Raw genomic sequence first — 15,180 nt, forward strand, 5'->3', positions numbered from 1 at the left:
ACAATGGCTAGAGTCAAGGGCGCGATGATGACGCGCAAGAGAAGAAATAAGACCCTCAAGCTCGCCAAGGGCTACTTTGGCGCCAAGTCCAAGCACTTCAAGATGGCCAAGGAGCAGGTCATGAAGTCCCTGGTGTACGCTTACACCGGCCGCCGTCTGAAGAAGCGCGATTTCCGTCAGCTGTGGATCGCCCGCATCTCCGCCGGCTGCAAGCAGAACGGCATGAACTACTCCACCTTTATGAACGGCCTGAAGAAGGCTGGCGTGGAGATCAACCGCAAGATGCTCTCCGAGCTGGCTATCCACGACAAGGCTGCCTTCACCCAGCTCACCGAGCTGGCCAAGAGCAAGCTGGCCTAAGTTCCCATATCGGGATCGACGCCCCAAGACTATGTGTCTTGGGGCGTTTTTGTTTTAGGCCAGCCCCAGCCCCCGGGCGATGGCGGCGGTGAGGGCGCACAGGAGCATCCCCAGAGCGGTGGGGAGGAGGATGGCCAGCAGGGTCCACTTGGCGCTTCCGGTCTCTCGGTGGATGGTGAGGCAGGTGGTGGCGCATGGCCAGTGGACCAGAGTGAAGAGGAGCGTACAGGCCGCCGTCAGCTCCGTCCAGCCATGGGCCCGGAGGACATCACCCAGCGCAGTCAGTTCTCCGGTCTCCACCAGACTTCCGGCGGAGAGATAGCACATGAGGAGCACCGGGAGCACGATCTCGTTGGCGGGGGAGCCCAGCAGGAAGGCGGTCAGGATCGCCCCGTCCAGTCCCAGCCACCAGGCGAAGGGATCCAGCAGGGCGGCGCACCGGTCCAGCAGGGATAGACCGCCGGTGGACACGTTGGCGCAGAGCCACAGGAGGGCTCCAGCGGGCGCCGCCACCGCAGCTGCCCTCCCCAGTACGAAGAGAGTCCGGTCCAGCACCGAGCGCACCAGCGTCTGGACCAGCCTGGGCCGCCGGTAGGGCGGGAGCTCCAGCGTGAAGGCCGAGGGCGTCCCCCGGAGGAGCGTGGCGGACAGGAGCCGGGACATCCCGAAGGTGAGGACTACCCCCAGCAGGATGAGGCCGGTCAGGAGCCCCGCCGCCCGCAGGCTCCGCCCCGGCCCAGCCCCGGCGAAGAAGAGGCTGATCAGGGCGATGAGGGCGGGGAAGCGCCCGTTGCAGGGCAGGAGACAGTTGGTCAGCAGGGCGATGAGCCGCTCCCGGGGAGAGTCGATGATGCGGCATCCGGTGACGCCCACGGCGTTGCACCCAAGCCCCATGCACATGGTCAGGGCCTGTTTCCCGCAGGCGTGGGCCCGCTGGAAGGAGTGGTCCAGCACGAAGGCGGCCCGGGGGAGATATCCCAGGTCCTCCAGCAGACCGAAGAGAGGAAAGAACACCGCCATCGGCGGGAGCATGACGCTGACCACCCACGCCAGCGTCCGCCAGGCCCCCAGCACCAGGATGCCGTGGAGCCATCCCGGAGCGCCTAGTCCCAGAAGGAGGGCGCTCAGCCTGTCCTGGATCCCGAAGAGCCACCGGGACAGGAGCTGAGAGGGCACGTTGGCCCCGGCGATCGTGAGCCAGAACACCAGCACCAGTAGGAGGAGCATCACCGGGAGCCCGGTGAGCCGCCCGGTGAGGATCCGGTCCACCCGCCGGTCCCGGAGGGGCGGGGACGCGGGCTCCCGGTGGAGCGCGGCGTAGGCCAGGTCTTCGGCCGCCCAGACGGGGCAGGCGGCGAGCCGCTGGGAGAGGGCGTCGCCCTCCAGGCCCTGCTGGGCAAGCACGGCCCGGGCCTCTTCCAGCACGGAGGAGAGGTCCGCTGGCTCGGCCGCCGGGTCGATGGCGGAGGCGTCCCCCTCCAACAGACGGAGCGCCGCCCAGCGGGGCGGGAGGAGTCCGGTCCGTCCGGTGAGGCGCTCTGTCAACGGAGCCAGAGCCGCCTCGATGGGGGGGAGATAGGAGACGGGGCGGACCGCGGGGACGGGTCCGTCCAGCACCCGCGCCACAGCGGCCTTCAGGTCCTCCAGTCCATCCCCCCGGCTGGCGGCGGTCCCCACTACCGGGATCCCGAGCCGGGCGGAGAGGGCGCGCAAGTCCACGGAGACCCCTTTCCGGGCGGCTTCGTCCAGCAGGTTCACGCAGAGGACCGTCCGGGGCTGGAGCTCCAGGATCTGGAGGGCCAGCACCAGGCTCCGCTCCAGACAGGTGGCGTCGCAGACCACGATGGCGGCGTCCGCCTCTCCGGAGCGGAGGAAGTCCCGGGCGGCCTTCTCCTCGGCGGAGCGGGCCGCCAGCGAATAGGTCCCGGGCAGGTCCATGAGCCGGTATGTCCGGCCCTCATAGTCGTACCGCCCCTGGGCGGCGGAGACCGTCTTGCCCGGCCAGTTCCCCGTGTGCTGGCGCAGGCCGGTGAGGGCGTTGAAGAGGGTGGATTTCCCCACGTTGGGGTTCCCGGCCAGCGCGATCGTCGGGCCGGTCATCCGGAGACCTCTCCGGGGGCGGCGTCCAGCCAGATCCCCGCCGCGTCGGCCCGCCGGAGGGCCACCACCGCGCCCCGGAAGAGATAGGCGGATGGGTCCCCGGCGGGGCTCCGCAGGAAGAGGGAGACGGGGGTGCCGGGGATGAGCCCCAGCTCGGCGAGCCGCCGGCACAGTCCGGGCGAGCCGGTGAGCCGGGCCACCCGGCCGGACTCACCCTCCCGCAGGGCGGTCAAGGGTCGTTCGGTATCCATGAGCAGATCCCTCCACAGTCATCGAGGATGGCGGGGACGGCGTCCCCGCAGACTATCCTATTCCGGACCGCCGCGCCCGGTGAGGGGAGGGAGGAGAGGAGATGTCTTGCCGCCTTTCCACAGAGCGGAGCTGGATGTCAGAGGAGCGCTCTGTATTATCTGACGAAAAAGGGGGAGGACGGTTGACGAAAGCGGGAAAAACAGGTACAATAAACACCGTTTGAAAGGGAAAACACTTGCAACAGCCGCGGCCGTCGTGCCGCGGCTGTTATGATGCGGTGGGGAAATGAGAAAAAGGAGGAAACAGTCTGATATGTCTGAAAACAAGATGGGCGTCATGCCGGTGGGAAAGCTGATCTTCACCATGTCTCTGCCCATGGTCCTGTCCATGCTGATCCAGGCTCTGTACAACGTGGTGGACAGCATCTTCGTGGCCCAGATCGACGAGGGGTCTCTCACCGCCGTCTCTCTGGCCTTCCCGATCCAGAACCTGATGATCGCCATGGCGGTGGGCACTGGCGTGGGCGTCAACGCTCTGCTCTCCCGGAGCCTGGGCGAGCGCAACTTCGATACTGCCAACAAGACCGCGGAGAACGGCGTGTTCCTGGCGGTGGTGAGCCTGCTGGCCTTCATGGTGGTCGGCACCCTGGGGGCCGGAGCCTTTTTCCGGGTCCAGACCGACGACGCCAGCATCGTGGCCTACGGCACCACCTATCTGCAGATCTGCTGTATCGGCTGCGGCGGCATCTTCATCGAGATCATGATGGAGCGGCTCCTCCAGGCCACCGGCCGGACGTTCTACACCATGATCACCCAGGGGGCCGGCGCGGTGATCAACATCGTCCTGGATCCGGTACTGATCTTCGGCCTGGGGCCCTTCCCCAAGCTGGACATCGCCGGTGCCGCGCTGGCCACTGTGATCGGCCAGGTCGTGGCAGGCGTGCTGTCCGTGATCCTGAACCACAAGTACAACCACGATGTGGAGATGTCCTGGAAGGGCTTCCGGCCGGACGGGCACATCATCGCCCGGATCTATGCGGTGGGCGTGCCCTCCATCGTCATGAACGCGCTGAGCTCGGTGATGACCTTCGGCCTGAACCAGATCGTGGGCGCCTTCACCTCCACCGCCACGGCGGTGCTGGGCATCTATCTGAAGTTCCAGAGCTTCGTGTTCATGCCCATCTTCGGCCTGAACAACGGCATGGTGCCCATCGTAGCCTATAACTACGGCGCCCGGAAGAAGGAGCGCCTGGTGAAGGCGGTGCAAATCTGTGTGGTCACGGCGGTGGTCATCATGCTGATCGGCATGGCGGCGATCCAGTTCTTCAGCCCCCAGCTCCTGCTGCTGTTCAAGGCGTCGGAGAGCATGCTGGCGATCGGCGTGCCCGCTCTGAAGATCATCTGCCTGAGCTTCCTGTTCGCCGGCTTCAACATCATCGTGTCCTCCACGCTCCAGGCTTTGGGGCATGGCTTCCTGAGCATGATGGTCTCCATCATCCGCCAGATGGTGGTGCTCCTGCCGGCGGCCTTCCTGCTGTCTCTGGCGGGGGAGCTGGAGTTGGTCTGGTGGTCCTTCCCCATCGCCGAGGTGGTGGCCTTCGTCCTCTGTATCTTCTTCCTGCGGAAGATCTACTGCCAGGTGATCGCCCCGATGGCCAAAGCGGAGGACTGATCCGCGCCGGTCCGTCCGCGCCCGCCCATGGCTCCCCCGGAGCGTGGGCGGGCGTTTCCAGTCTTTTCCGACTTTTTTCAAAAAAACCGGAAAAGGCCCTTGACGATCGCGGGAAGCCGTGGTATCATAAACAAGCTGACATCGCTAAGACGTCTGTATCCCATGCGGGTGTAGTTCAATGGTAGAATCCCAGCCTTCCAAGCTGGTCGCGTGGGTTCGATTCCCATCACCCGCTCCATGTGCGCCTGTAGCTCAGGTGGATAGAGCAACTGCCTTCTAAGCAGTGGGTCAGGGGTTCGAGTCCCTTCAGGCGTGCCAGTGCCATGTCGCATGGCGATGTCCCGGCAGTCGTTCATATGGTGGGTATAGCTCAGTTGGTTAGAGCATCGGATTGTGGTTCCGAGGGTCGTGGGTTCGAGTCCCATTACCCACCCCATATACGACCCGTGGCGGAAGGGCTGGAGCGTCCGCTCCAGCCCTTTTGCTTTGGGCAGACGACCGCATGGGGGTGTAGCCAAGTGGTAAGGCACGGGACTTTGACTCCCGCATTCGCTGGTTCGAGCCCAGCCATCCCTGCCATCGCATGATATCGGTGAGGCGATGCTCCATCGTTCTTTTTCTTCGTTCGACTCGTTAGCTCAGTCGGCAGAGCAACTGCCTTTTAAGCAGTGGGTCCGGGGTTCGAATCCCCGACGGGTCACCAAAACGGAAACCCCGGAACCGCAATGGTTCCGGGGTTTTCTCTTACTCTCGCAAGGGCTTGCGGGCATCATACATACGTTGCGGGAAAGCGTCTATGATGGGGTGGGATGCGTATGTGACCGCAAAGATCACAGATGGGAACGCGATCGGAACGCCGCCCGGCGGGTCATCCACCGAAGGCGTCGCTTACAAACTCATCTCTGTGCGTGCAGCAGCTTGTTGGCGTAGTTGTTCAGTCCTTCACACGGTGCGTATTTTGCCTTGTATCCGGTCCCATCGATCACGACGAATGGAGCATATGCGACGATCGTTTCCTTAGAACCATCTGTCATGCTGAGCGTGAAGGTGACCGCTTGACCATTATATTCGTAATACGAATCATCTTTATGATAGATCGTGATCTCTTTGAGATATGGAACGAGTCCTTCGATTTCAGTTTCTGTGATCTGGATGGTCTTATCCGGCGGGCTCAAATGGACGGTCGCAGAAGTGATATCGGAGGGGGCCAGATCTTTGTAAGGCCTTTGAGTTCTAAAAATGAACATACCAGCGGCCAGGATACAGACTATGATAACGAGCCTCTTCTTCATATTGTGCCCTCCTTGCTGTATACTCCTATTCTTATAGACGTAAAATATTGCGGAAGGTTCCAAACATTTCCTCCATACGCGCAAAAAGGGAAGCGGCACGCCGCTATTCTAATCGGAGTCCACTAGAAAGTGAGCCGCTCCGCAACGGTGTGCCGCTCGAAATGCCGGAAGGCATTTCTATGAGGACAGTATATGTTGCCTTTCTCTGGATGTCAACTTGGATCGGGGCCGCGTCCCCTCCTGCTCTCCGCATTGGAGGGCCGGCTCTGCCTCCCCGGAGCATCCCTCCCGGCTGATATCTGTCCTTGACAGTTCAAGCGTTTGGATGCTAGAATGCCAGTCGAAACATCGAAACGCGGGCCGGACCGGCCCGAGACCGGATAAGGGAGTGTTATTCTATGTCCATCGGCATCAAGGCCCCCGGCAAGTACACCCAGGGCGCGGGCGAGCTGTCCAAGCTGGGCCTGAACGTGAAGAAGATGGGGAGCAAGTTCTTCCTCCTCTGCACCGCCAACACGAGGAAGCGTGTGGGAGAGACCATCGAGGAGTCTCTGAAGAGCGTGGAGAAGGACTATGTGTTCTGCGACTTCCACGGCGAGTGCTCCAAGGCGGAGATCAGCCGCGTCATGGACCTGTTCCAGGAGAACGGCTGTGACGTGATGGTGGGCATCGGCGGCGGAAAGGTCATCGACACCGCCAAGGCCGCCGCGGAGAACCTGGGCGGCAAGCCTGTGGTCATCATCCCCACCGTGGCCTCCAACGACGCCCCCTGTTCCGGCGTGGCCGTCATCTACAACGAGGAGGGCGTGGTCATCAAGGCGCTCCTGACCAAGCGCAACCCCGACCTGGTGCTGGTGGACACCTCCGTGATCGCCAAGGCCCCCGCCCGTCTGCTGGTGGCCGGCATGGGCGACGCTCTGGCCACCTGGTTCGAGACCCGCGCCTGCAAGCGCAGCGGCGCCAAGAGCATGGCCCGGGGCGTGTGCTCCAACACCGCTTACATGATGAGCAAGCTCTGCTACGACCTGCTGATCCAGAATGGAGCCGCCGCTCTGGAGGCCCTGAAGAAGGGCGAGAGCGATCCGGCGCTGGAGAACGTGGTGGAGGCCAACATCTACCTGTCCGGCATCGGCTTCGAGAGCGGCGGTCTGGCCGCCGCCCACGCCATCAACGACGGCTTCGCCTACGTCCCTGCCGCCCACGGCATGTACCACGGCGAGAAGGTGGCCTACGGCCTGCTGTGCCAGTTGATCCTGGAGGGCGCGCCTCAGGAGGAGTTCGACGAGGTGTCCCGCTTCTGCCGGACCGTGGGCCTGCCCACCAAGCTGGCGGACCTGGGCATCACCGAGGTGAAGGACGAGGAGATCCGCAAAGTGGCCGAGGCCGCCTGCGTCCCCACCCAGTCCACCAAGAACGTCCGGGCCGATATCACGCCCGACGAGGTCTACGCCGCTATCCTGAAGGTGGACGAGCTGGGCCGCCGGTAAACGAAACACAGGGAATGCCCGGACGAAGCGAAAACACGCGCCGTCCGGGCGTTTTTCATGGGAGGATGGAGGCCGTTCGTCCCGGCCGGCAATCTGCCTCTTGACAGCCTGCCCCGATCGGTCTAAAATAGACACACCAATCGAATAAGCCTTATCAAGAGCGGTGGAGGGAACGGCCCTATGAAGCCCGGCAACCTGCCAGCATCCCAAGCGGGTGTGGAAAGGTGCCAAATCCGGCGGTGACGATCGAAAGATGAGGAAAGCTCACAGGTCTTTATGCGCTCCGCCGGACGGCGGGGCGTTTTTTTGTCCCCATCCGATGAGGCAATGTGCAAAATAGAAAGGAAGTACCAAATGGCCAAGAAGCTTTTCACCTCCGAGTCTGTGACCGAGGGACATCCCGATAAGATCTGCGACCAGATCTCCGACGCCGTGCTGGACGCCATCCTGGAGCAGGATCCCAATGGCCGCGTGGCCTGCGAGACCACTGTCACCACCGGCCTCGTCCATGTGATGGGCGAGATCACCACCAAGTGCTATGTGGACATCCCCAAGATCGCCCGGGATGTGATCCGGGAGATCGGCTATGACCGGGCCAAGTACGGCTTCGACTGCGACACCTGCGCCGTCATCACCTCCATCGATGAGCAGTCCGCCGACATCGCCATGGGCGTGGATGAGTCTCTGGAGCGCAAGGAGGGCGAGTCCGGCGACGACCTGACCAACGGCGCCGGCGACCAGGGCATGATGTTCGGCTACGCCTGCGATGAGACCCCGGAGCTCATGCCCCTGCCCATCTCTCTGGCCCATAAGATGGCCATGCGCCTCACTGCCGTGCGCAAGCAGGGCCTGGTGGACTACCTGCGCCCCGACGGCAAGACCCAGGTCACCATCGAGTACGGCGAGGATGACAAGCCCGTCCGGGTGGACGCGGTGGTGGTCTCCACCCAGCACGGCCCCGAGGTCAGTCTGGAGCAGATCCGCAGGGACATGATCGAGCTGGTCATCAAGCCCACGATCCCCGCCGGCCTCATGGACGACGACACCAAGATCTACGTGAACCCCACCGGCCGCTTCGTGATCGGCGGCCCTCAGGGCGACTCCGGCCTGACCGGCCGCAAGATCATCGTGGACACCTACGGCGGCAGCGCCCCCCACGGCGGCGGCGCCTTCTCCGGCAAGGATCCCACCAAGGTGGACCGCTCCGCCGCCTATGCCGCCCGCTGGGTGGCCAAGAACGTGGTGGCCGCCGGTCTGGCCACCCGCTGTCAGATCCAGCTGGCCTATGCCATCGGCGTGGCGGAGCCCGTCTCCGTCCGGGTGGACACCTTCGGCACCGGAACCGTCTCCGACCAGGCCCTGGAGGCCGCGGTGGAGAAGGTCTTCGACCTGCGTCCCACTGCCATCATCCGGGATCTGGACCTGCGCCGCCCCGGCTACCGCAAGGTGGCCGCCTACGGCCACATGGGCCGCTCCGACCTGGATCTGACCTGGGAGCGTACCGACCGGGTGGACGCCCTGAAGGCCGCCCTCCAGTAAACGGGACAGGAACTGAGACGCGTCCCTCCGCAAAGCACGGCTGTGCGCGGAGGGACGCGTTTTTGGCCTTTCCCGGGAAAAGTTTCGAAAAAGTTTAGCATCTCCCCGTGGCGGGGGAGCGGCAGATCTGGTAAGATGACAGAGAGACGGACTGAGAGGAGCGGGCGGTATGGAGCGGCGGATCTTCCTATATCATACGATCGTGGTGACGGCGGCCCTGACCGCCCTGCTCCTGATCAGCGTGTTGGCGATCCGGCGGATCGATGACTACTATCTCCAGCGGTCCTTCACCGACCCGGACAGCAATGCCGCCCAGGTCCAGAGCCTGCTGGACGGGTGGGACCCGGATTCCGAGACCCTGGGGGCCCTCAGCCGGGAGCTGAGGGAGCTGGGATACAACTTCTGCGTCCAGGGGGATGGACAGGAGCTCTACTCCAGTCTGGACCCCTTCCAGCAGGAGATCCTCCGCCGCACCATGGGGGCGGTGGACTGGGCCGGGGACCGGGCTCTCTCCATCTGGAGCGAGGGCATCATGACGGTCGGGGTCCGGAACGGGGCCTATACACTGATTGCCATGTCCCACCCCGACGCCCCGGAGTTCTTCGGCCGCCAGCGGCCCCAGAACGAGACCATGCTCCTGACGGTGCTGGTGATCGGCGGGGCGGCGATCCTGGTGATCGTGTCCCTGAGCATGGTCTCCGCCAAGATCCAGGTCCGGCGGATGATGCGCCCGGTGGAGGCCCTGACCGCGGCGGCACGGCGGATCGAGGGGGGCGACCTGTCCCAGCCGGTGGGCTATGAGGGGAAGGACGAGTTCACCGCGGTCTGCGCCGCCTTCGAGCAGATGCAGGAGCATCTTCTGCGGGAGCGGGAGAAGAACGCCGCCCACGAGCGGGCCCGCACCGACCTGGTGGCGGGGATCTCCCACGACCTGCGCACCCCCCTCACTTCGGTGAAGGGCTACATCAAGGGCCTGCGGGACGGGGTGGCCAATACGCCGGAAAAGCGGACCCAGTATCTGGACATCGCCTACCGGAACGCCTGCCGGATGGACGTGCTCCTCCAGCGGCTGTTCTACTTCTCCAAGCTGGAGACCGGAGCACTGCCCTGGTTCCCGGTGGAGGAGGACCTGGGCCGCTTCGTGGAGCGCTTCGTCCGGGACACGGCAGGGGAGCTGGAGCAGAAGGGGGGCTCCATGGAGCTGGAAGTCCGTCCAGGCCCCCACCCGGTGCGGATCGACACGGAGCAGATGGGCCGGGTGCTATCCAACCTGACAGAGAACGCGGTGCGCTACGCCGGGGCCCACCCTCTGCGGCTGGTCCTGACGGTCTGGCGGGAGGGGGAGACGGAGCGTCTCCGCTTCGCCGACAACGGACGGGGCGTGGCAGAGGAGGATCTGCCCCATCTGTTCGAGCAGTTCTGGCGGGAGGACCCCGCCCGGAGCGGGAAGAGCGGCGAGGGCAGCGGCCTTGGCCTGTACATCGTGAAGCACATCGTGGAGACCCATGGAGGGACCATCCGGGCGGAGAACAGCGGCGGACTGGTGTTCGAGCTGGCTCTGCCCACCGGTCTGAAAGGAGGAGAGGACCATCATGCGGAAGATCCTGATCGCGGAGGACGATGAGGAGATCGCCATGCTGGAGCGGGACTATCTGGAGATCGAGGGGTTCCAGACCAAACTGGTGCCCGATGGAACGGCGGCGGCCTCGGAGGCATTGGGCGGCGGCTATGACCTGATCCTGCTGGACCTGATGCTGCCGGGGCGGAACGGCTATGAGGTCTGCCGCCAGATCCGGGACAAGGTGGATGTGCCGATCCTGATGGTCACTGCCCGCACCGACTCGGTGGACAAGATCCGGGGCCTGGGCCTGGGGGCCGACGACTACATCGCCAAGCCCTTCGACCCGGCAGAGCTGGTGGCCCGGGTGAAGGCCCACCTGAGCCGGTATGACCGGCTGGTGAAGGCTGGGAGCCGGGTGGACGCCTCCGACCGGGACACCATCACGGTGGGGGACCTGCGGATCCTGCCCCGGAGCTGGAAGGTCTACAAGGGAGACAAGGAGCTCCGTCTGCCCAACCGGGAGTTCGAGCTGCTGAAATTTTTGGCGGAGGAGCCCAACATCGTGTTCTCCAAGGAACAGCTCTTCGAGGCCATCTGGGGCTATGACTATGTGGGGGACAGCGCCACGGTCACGGTCCACATCGGCCGCATCCGCGAGAAGATCGAGGACGACCCGGCCCACCCCAAGATCATCGAGACGGTCTGGGGCGCGGGCTATCGGCTGAACAAAGAGAGATAGGGACTTGGTCTGTCAAAAAAGTTATTTCTCCCGTTGAGCAGTGCAAGAGCCTCGCAGAGTTCCGTCACCCGCAGGTGACAGAATGAGATGTAAGGCGTTTTTTCTGAGGACATGTGCCTCAGAAAAAACTCTTCTCAGGCCGCTAGCGTGCAAGCAAAGCGAGTGTGCGCGGCGGCCTGCATCCCATCGAAGAACGAACCAGCATTTCTGAGAAGCGTGTCGAACTGGTTCGACACGCTGGTCCCCCGGCGCCGAGCGGTGCCGGGGGCTTGTTTTTTGGCCGGATAGGAGAAAAACGAGCGCCGGAGCGCCCGAGATCTTCTCTGTGTTTATAGATCCTTTAGATTTCCTTCACATCGAGTTGAGAGCGGTCTGATATGATAGAGCCTGTTGAATTTAGATCCAGCATGGAAAGGATGGCTGAATGGATATGATACCGAAGCTGAGCCTGAAAAAGCAGACGGATGGAGCCCCTGCCTCCGAGGGCTCTGTCCCCAAGAGACGGCGGAGGAAGCTGCCCGTCAAGCGGATCGTGGCTCTGGTGGTCGTGGCCGCGGTGGCCGCGGGTGTGGTCAAGACCGTCCGGAGCAAAGGCGGACAGGCGGCGGCCGCCGCTGAGGGAGCCTATACCACCGCCGAGGTGGAGCGCCGGGACATCACCGCCACCATCACCGGAAGCGGCACCCTGGAGGCGGCGGACTCCTACTCTGTCACCACGCTGAAGGAGGGCACGATCCTCTCCGCCGACTTCCAAGAGGGGGACCAGGTCCAGGAGGGCACGGTCCTCTACACCATCGACAGCTCTGACGCGGCCACTTCGCTGGAGCAGTCCCAGCTCTCCGTGGATCAGGCCAAGCGGAATTATAACAATAAGGTGAAGGACAAGAGCGACCTGACCGTCACGGCCCCCGCCGCCGGCCGGATCGTGACCCTGGACGTGGAGGTGGGCGACGATGTGAACGCCGGCCAGCAGGTGGCCACTCTCCGGGACTCCGACACCATGAAGCTGAAGGTGCCCTTCCCGGCAGACGACGCCGAGCAGTTCTATGTGGGCCAGAGCGCCACCGTGACGCTGGACTCCACCTTCGAGACCCTCACCGGCACCGTCAGCGCCATCGATGCCAACACGGAGGTCCTCACCGGAAATATGATCGTCCACCAGGTCACGATCGAGGTGACCAACCCCGGCGGCCTCTCCACCACCCAGTCGGCCTCCGCTCAGGTGGCCGGGGTGGGCAGCACCTCCGGCGGCACCTTCCAGTATGAGGCGGAAAAGACCATCACCGCCAAGACCTCCGGCACCGTGTCCTCCATCCCTGTGTCCGAGGGTACCCGGGTCTCCGTGGGCCAGACCGTCCTCCAGCTCACCAGCGACGATCTGGACGAGCAGATCCAGAGCGCCTCCGACAATGTGCGCAATGCGGAGCTGTCTTACAGCAAGCAGGCGGAACAGCTGGAGGACTACACCATCACCGCCCCCATCACCGGCACCATCGTGGACAAGAACTACAACGCCGGCGAGACGACCGAGGCCAACAAGGCTCTGTGTACGATCTACGACCTGTCCTATCTGACCATGACCCTCAGCGTGGATGAGCTGGACATCTCCGACATCGCCGTGGGCCAGACGGTCTCCATCACCGCCGACGCGGTGGAGGACAAGACCTATACCGGCACCGTCACCAAGGTCAGCGTGGCGGGCACCTCCTCCGGCAGTGCCACCACCTATCCGGTGACCATCCGCATCGACGAGACCGACGGGCTCCTGCCCGGCATGAACGTGGATGCCACCATCGAGCTGGAGAGCGCCTCCGGCGTGCTGTCCATCCCGGCGGCGGCCCTGAACCGGGGCAACACCGTCCTGGTGACGGCGGACTCTCCCAGCGCGGTGGACGCGGCCACGGCCCTCCCGGCGGCCAGCGGCGCGCCGGACGCCGGGGACGCTCCAGCAGACGGCGAAGCCCCCGAGGGCGATGCGGACAAGGACGGGAAGAACGCCCAGAGCGCGGACAGCCAGCAGTACGTCTCGGTGCAGGTGACCACCGGCGTCAGCGACGGTGACTACATCGAGATCGTCTCCGGCCTCCAGGAGGGCGACGTGGTGGCCTACATCCCCACCAGCTCGTCTTCCGGCGGCGACTTCATGATGATGGGTCCCGGCGGCATGACCGGCGGTGATATGGGCGGCGCCCCCGGCGGAGGCGGCGGTGCGCCCGGCGGCGGCGGACCGGGAGGTGGCTTCTGATATGAGAGCGCTGATCGAATTCAAGGACGTCTGTAAGTACTACCAGATGGGTGACACCGTGGTGAAGGCGGCGGACGGCATCTCCTTCCAGATCTTCGAAGGGGAGTTCGTGGCCATCGTGGGCCAGTCCGGCTCCGGCAAGTCCACCTGCATGAACATCATCGGTTGTCTGGACGTGCCCACCTCCGGCACCTATCTGCTGGATGGCCGGGACGTAGGCGGCATGAACAGAGATGAACTGGCGGAGATCCGCAACGAGCTCCTGGGCTTCATCTTCCAGCAGTACAACCTGCTGCCCAAGCTGAATCTGGCGGAGAACGTGGAGGTCCCCATGATGTACGCCGGGGTCCCCAAGGCCGAACGCCGTCAGCGGGCTCTGGCCGCCCTGGATGTGGTGGGCCTCCGGGAGAAATACAAGCATAAGCCCAGCGAGCTCTCCGGCGGCCAGCAGCAGCGGGTGTCCATCGCCCGGGCGCTGGTGGGGGAGCCCTCCCTGATCCTGGCCGACGAGCCCACCGGCGCGCTGGATTCCCGCACCGGACGGGAGGTGCTGGCCATCCTCCAGGACCTGCATCGGCAGGGCCACACCATCGTCCTCATCACCCATGACAATTCCATCGCCGTCCAGGCCCAGCGGATCATCCGGCTGGAGGACGGCCACGTGATCTACGACGGTCCCGCCGACGCCCCGGAGGCGGTGGTCACGCCCAAAGCGGCCGGGACGGGAGAGGAGGCCGCCGTATGAGCATCTTCGAATCCCTGGAGCTGGCAGTGAAGAACATCGTCTCCAGCAAGACGCGGACCTTCCTGACCATGCTGGGCATCATCATCGGCGTGGCGGCGGTGATCCTGATCGAGGGCCTGGGCAACGGCCTGAAGGGCTATGTGACCGACAGCTTCTCCGACCTGGGCACCAACACCCTCAATGTCACCGTCCAGTCCCGGGGCGCTACCCGCCAGCTCAGCGTGGACGATATGTACGACATCGTGTCGGAGAACAGCGGCTATCTGGACCTGTGTTCCCCTACGGTCTCCATGCCTGGACAGGTGAAGATCGGCTCGGACACGGTGAGCACCACCAGTGTCTCCGGCGTCAGTGAGGACTACTTCACGATCTACGGCCGGGAGATCGCCCAGGGGCGGAGGCTCCAGTACAGCGACATCGCCGGCCGGGCCAAGGTCTGCGTGATCGGCGCCTATCTGGATCAGGCCTATTTCGGCGGCAATTCCGTGGGCCAGACCCTCCGGGTGGGGGGACAGAGCCTCACCGTGGTGGGCGTCCTGACCCAGAAGGACGACGATCTGGAGGAGAGCGGCAGTGACGACTGCCTCTATCTGCCGTACAGCACCGCCGCCCGCCTCACCGGCACTGTGAGCGCCTACGTCATCACGGTGAAGGACGAGGAGCAGGTCAAGCAGAGCGTGAGCGTACTGGAGAGCGCCCTCTACGAGGTGTTCGCCAGCGACGATTATTATAATGTGACCAGCATGTCGGAGATGGTAGAGACGATGACCAGCATGATCAACATCCTGGTGGGCATCCTGGCAGGCATCGCCGCCATCTCTCTGGTGGTGGGCGGCATCGGCATCATGAACATCATGCTGGTCTCCGTCACGGAGCGGACGCGGGAGATCGGCATCCGAAAATCGCTGGGCGCCAAAGAACGCTATATCATGCAGCAGTTCGTCATCGAGGCGGCCTGCACCAGCGCCCTGGGCGGCGTGCTGGGCATCCTGCTGGGGAAGGGACTTTCCACTGTGGCCTCTCAGGTGGCCAGCAGTCTGATGGACGCCAGCCTGAACGTGTCCCCCACCATGAGCGCAGTGGCCCTGGCCTTCGGGATCTCCGTGGGCATCGGCATCCTCTTCGGGTACCTGCCCGCCAAGAAGGCCGCCCGTCTGAACCCCATCGACGCCCTGCACTATGACTGACC

Annotated in this window: 12 protein-coding genes, 5 tRNA genes and 1 riboswitch; of the genes, 14 read left to right on the forward strand and 3 right to left on the reverse strand. The window is 64.2% G+C overall.

What is annotated here, in order from left to right:
* Positions 1-3 precede the first annotated feature (3 nt).
* Entirely contained in the window at positions 4-360 is a 357-nt protein-coding gene (rplT, locus tag KQI12_RS01270) for a 50S ribosomal protein L20 (protein WP_087259349.1), read from the forward strand.
* Positions 361-414: 54 nt separating this feature from the next.
* On the opposite strand, the gene feoB is transcribed toward rplT, so the two are convergent.
* Together feoB and KQI12_RS01280 are read right to left on the reverse strand one after the other, a co-directional pair.
* Positions 415-2,460, reverse strand: a complete 2,046-nt coding sequence (gene feoB, locus KQI12_RS01275) for a ferrous iron transport protein B (protein WP_216570074.1) — start codon at positions 2,458-2,460, stop codon at positions 415-417.
* On the reverse strand, positions 2,457-2,711 hold the full coding sequence (locus KQI12_RS01280; RefSeq protein WP_216570076.1) for a FeoA family protein: 255 nt from the start codon (positions 2,709-2,711) through the stop codon (positions 2,457-2,459). The genes feoB and KQI12_RS01280 overlap by 4 nt, the downstream gene beginning before the upstream one ends.
* Before the next feature lie 313 nt (positions 2,712-3,024).
* On the opposite strand from KQI12_RS01280, the gene KQI12_RS01285 reads away from it, so the two are divergent.
* The 6 genes from KQI12_RS01285 to KQI12_RS01310 all read left to right on the forward strand — a co-directional run bounded on the left by KQI12_RS01285 (position 3,025) and on the right by KQI12_RS01310 (position 5,086).
* A complete protein-coding gene (locus KQI12_RS01285) occupies positions 3,025-4,383 on the forward strand; it encodes an MATE family efflux transporter (protein ID WP_216570077.1) in 1,359 nt (452 codons plus the stop codon).
* Between the two features lie 164 nt (positions 4,384-4,547).
* Positions 4,548-4,621, forward strand: a tRNA-Gly gene (locus KQI12_RS01290).
* Positions 4,622-4,624: 3 nt separating this feature from the next.
* Positions 4,625-4,701 (forward strand) — tRNA-Arg (locus KQI12_RS01295).
* A 41-nt stretch (positions 4,702-4,742) separates the two neighbouring features.
* Positions 4,743-4,819, forward strand: a tRNA-His gene (locus KQI12_RS01300).
* Between the two features lie 68 nt (positions 4,820-4,887).
* Positions 4,888-4,962: transfer RNA gene (locus KQI12_RS01305), tRNA-Gln, on the forward strand.
* A gap of 48 nt (positions 4,963-5,010) precedes the next feature.
* Positions 5,011-5,086, forward strand: a tRNA-Lys gene (locus tag KQI12_RS01310).
* 193 nt (positions 5,087-5,279) lie between these two features.
* On the opposite strand, the gene KQI12_RS01315 is transcribed toward KQI12_RS01310, so the two are convergent.
* On the reverse strand, positions 5,280-5,675 hold the full coding sequence (locus tag KQI12_RS01315; protein ID WP_216570078.1) for a hypothetical protein: 396 nt from the start codon (positions 5,673-5,675) through the stop codon (positions 5,280-5,282).
* A 398-nt stretch (positions 5,676-6,073) separates the two neighbouring features.
* Here KQI12_RS01315 and KQI12_RS01320 point away from each other — a divergent pair, with 398 nt between their 5' ends.
* The 7 genes from KQI12_RS01320 to KQI12_RS01350 all read left to right on the forward strand — a co-directional run bounded on the left by KQI12_RS01320 (position 6,074) and on the right by KQI12_RS01350 (position 15,178).
* A complete protein-coding gene (locus tag KQI12_RS01320) occupies positions 6,074-7,162 on the forward strand; it encodes a glycerol dehydrogenase (protein ID WP_216570079.1) in 1,089 nt (362 codons plus the stop codon).
* Between the two features lie 148 nt (positions 7,163-7,310).
* A riboswitch (SAM riboswitch) is annotated at positions 7,311-7,422 on the forward strand.
* A gap of 94 nt (positions 7,423-7,516) precedes the next feature.
* A complete protein-coding gene (gene metK / locus KQI12_RS01325; RefSeq protein ID WP_216570080.1) occupies positions 7,517-8,701 on the forward strand; it encodes a methionine adenosyltransferase in 1,185 nt (394 codons plus the stop codon).
* 169 nt (positions 8,702-8,870) lie between these two features.
* On the forward strand, positions 8,871-10,325 hold the full coding sequence (locus tag KQI12_RS01330; protein WP_216570081.1) for a HAMP domain-containing sensor histidine kinase: 1,455 nt from the start codon (positions 8,871-8,873) through the stop codon (positions 10,323-10,325).
* Positions 10,294-11,001, forward strand: coding sequence for a response regulator transcription factor (locus tag KQI12_RS01335; RefSeq protein ID WP_216570082.1), 708 nt, complete (start codon positions 10,294-10,296; stop codon positions 10,999-11,001). The genes KQI12_RS01330 and KQI12_RS01335 overlap by 32 nt, the downstream gene beginning before the upstream one ends.
* Before the next feature lie 430 nt (positions 11,002-11,431).
* Positions 11,432-13,246 (forward strand): efflux RND transporter periplasmic adaptor subunit, encoded by a 1,815-nt coding sequence (locus KQI12_RS01340; protein WP_216570084.1) that lies wholly within the window; start codon positions 11,432-11,434, stop codon positions 13,244-13,246.
* A gap of 1 nt (position 13,247) precedes the next feature.
* On the forward strand, positions 13,248-13,991 hold the full coding sequence (locus KQI12_RS01345) for an ABC transporter ATP-binding protein (protein ID WP_305849781.1): 744 nt from the start codon (positions 13,248-13,250) through the stop codon (positions 13,989-13,991).
* Positions 13,988-15,178, forward strand: coding sequence for an ABC transporter permease (locus tag KQI12_RS01350; protein ID WP_216570087.1), 1,191 nt, complete (start codon positions 13,988-13,990; stop codon positions 15,176-15,178). The genes KQI12_RS01345 and KQI12_RS01350 overlap by 4 nt, the downstream gene beginning before the upstream one ends.
* Positions 15,179-15,180 lie beyond the last annotated feature (2 nt).

The sequence above is a fragment of the Pseudoflavonifractor sp. MSJ-37 genome, from assembly GCF_018917965.1.
In the GTDB taxonomy this organism is placed as follows: domain Bacteria; phylum Bacillota; class Clostridia; order Oscillospirales; family Oscillospiraceae; genus Pseudoflavonifractor_A.

What these genes read in the sequence shown, in the direction of transcription:
- rplT (WP_087259349.1), top strand. Translation starts at nt 4, where the DNA reads ATGGCTAGAGTCAAGGGCGCGATGATGACGCGCAAGAGAAGAAATAAG.
- feoB (WP_216570074.1), bottom strand. Translation starts at nt 2,460, where the DNA reads ATGACCGGCCCGACGATCGCGCTGGCCGGGAACCCCAACGTGGGGAAA.
- KQI12_RS01280 (WP_216570076.1), bottom strand. Translation starts at nt 2,711, where the DNA reads ATGGATACCGAACGACCCTTGACCGCCCTGCGGGAGGGTGAGTCCGGC.
- KQI12_RS01285 (WP_216570077.1), top strand. Translation starts at nt 3,025, where the DNA reads ATGTCTGAAAACAAGATGGGCGTCATGCCGGTGGGAAAGCTGATCTTC.
- KQI12_RS01315 (WP_216570078.1), bottom strand. Translation starts at nt 5,675, where the DNA reads ATGAAGAAGAGGCTCGTTATCATAGTCTGTATCCTGGCCGCTGGTATG.
- KQI12_RS01320 (WP_216570079.1), top strand. Translation starts at nt 6,074, where the DNA reads ATGTCCATCGGCATCAAGGCCCCCGGCAAGTACACCCAGGGCGCGGGC.
- metK (WP_216570080.1), top strand. Translation starts at nt 7,517, where the DNA reads ATGGCCAAGAAGCTTTTCACCTCCGAGTCTGTGACCGAGGGACATCCC.
- KQI12_RS01330 (WP_216570081.1), top strand. Translation starts at nt 8,871, where the DNA reads ATGGAGCGGCGGATCTTCCTATATCATACGATCGTGGTGACGGCGGCC.
- KQI12_RS01335 (WP_216570082.1), top strand. Translation starts at nt 10,294, where the DNA reads ATGCGGAAGATCCTGATCGCGGAGGACGATGAGGAGATCGCCATGCTG.
- KQI12_RS01340 (WP_216570084.1), top strand. Translation starts at nt 11,432, where the DNA reads ATGATACCGAAGCTGAGCCTGAAAAAGCAGACGGATGGAGCCCCTGCC.
- KQI12_RS01345 (WP_305849781.1), top strand. Translation starts at nt 13,248, where the DNA reads ATGAGAGCGCTGATCGAATTCAAGGACGTCTGTAAGTACTACCAGATG.
- KQI12_RS01350 (WP_216570087.1), top strand. Translation starts at nt 13,988, where the DNA reads ATGAGCATCTTCGAATCCCTGGAGCTGGCAGTGAAGAACATCGTCTCC.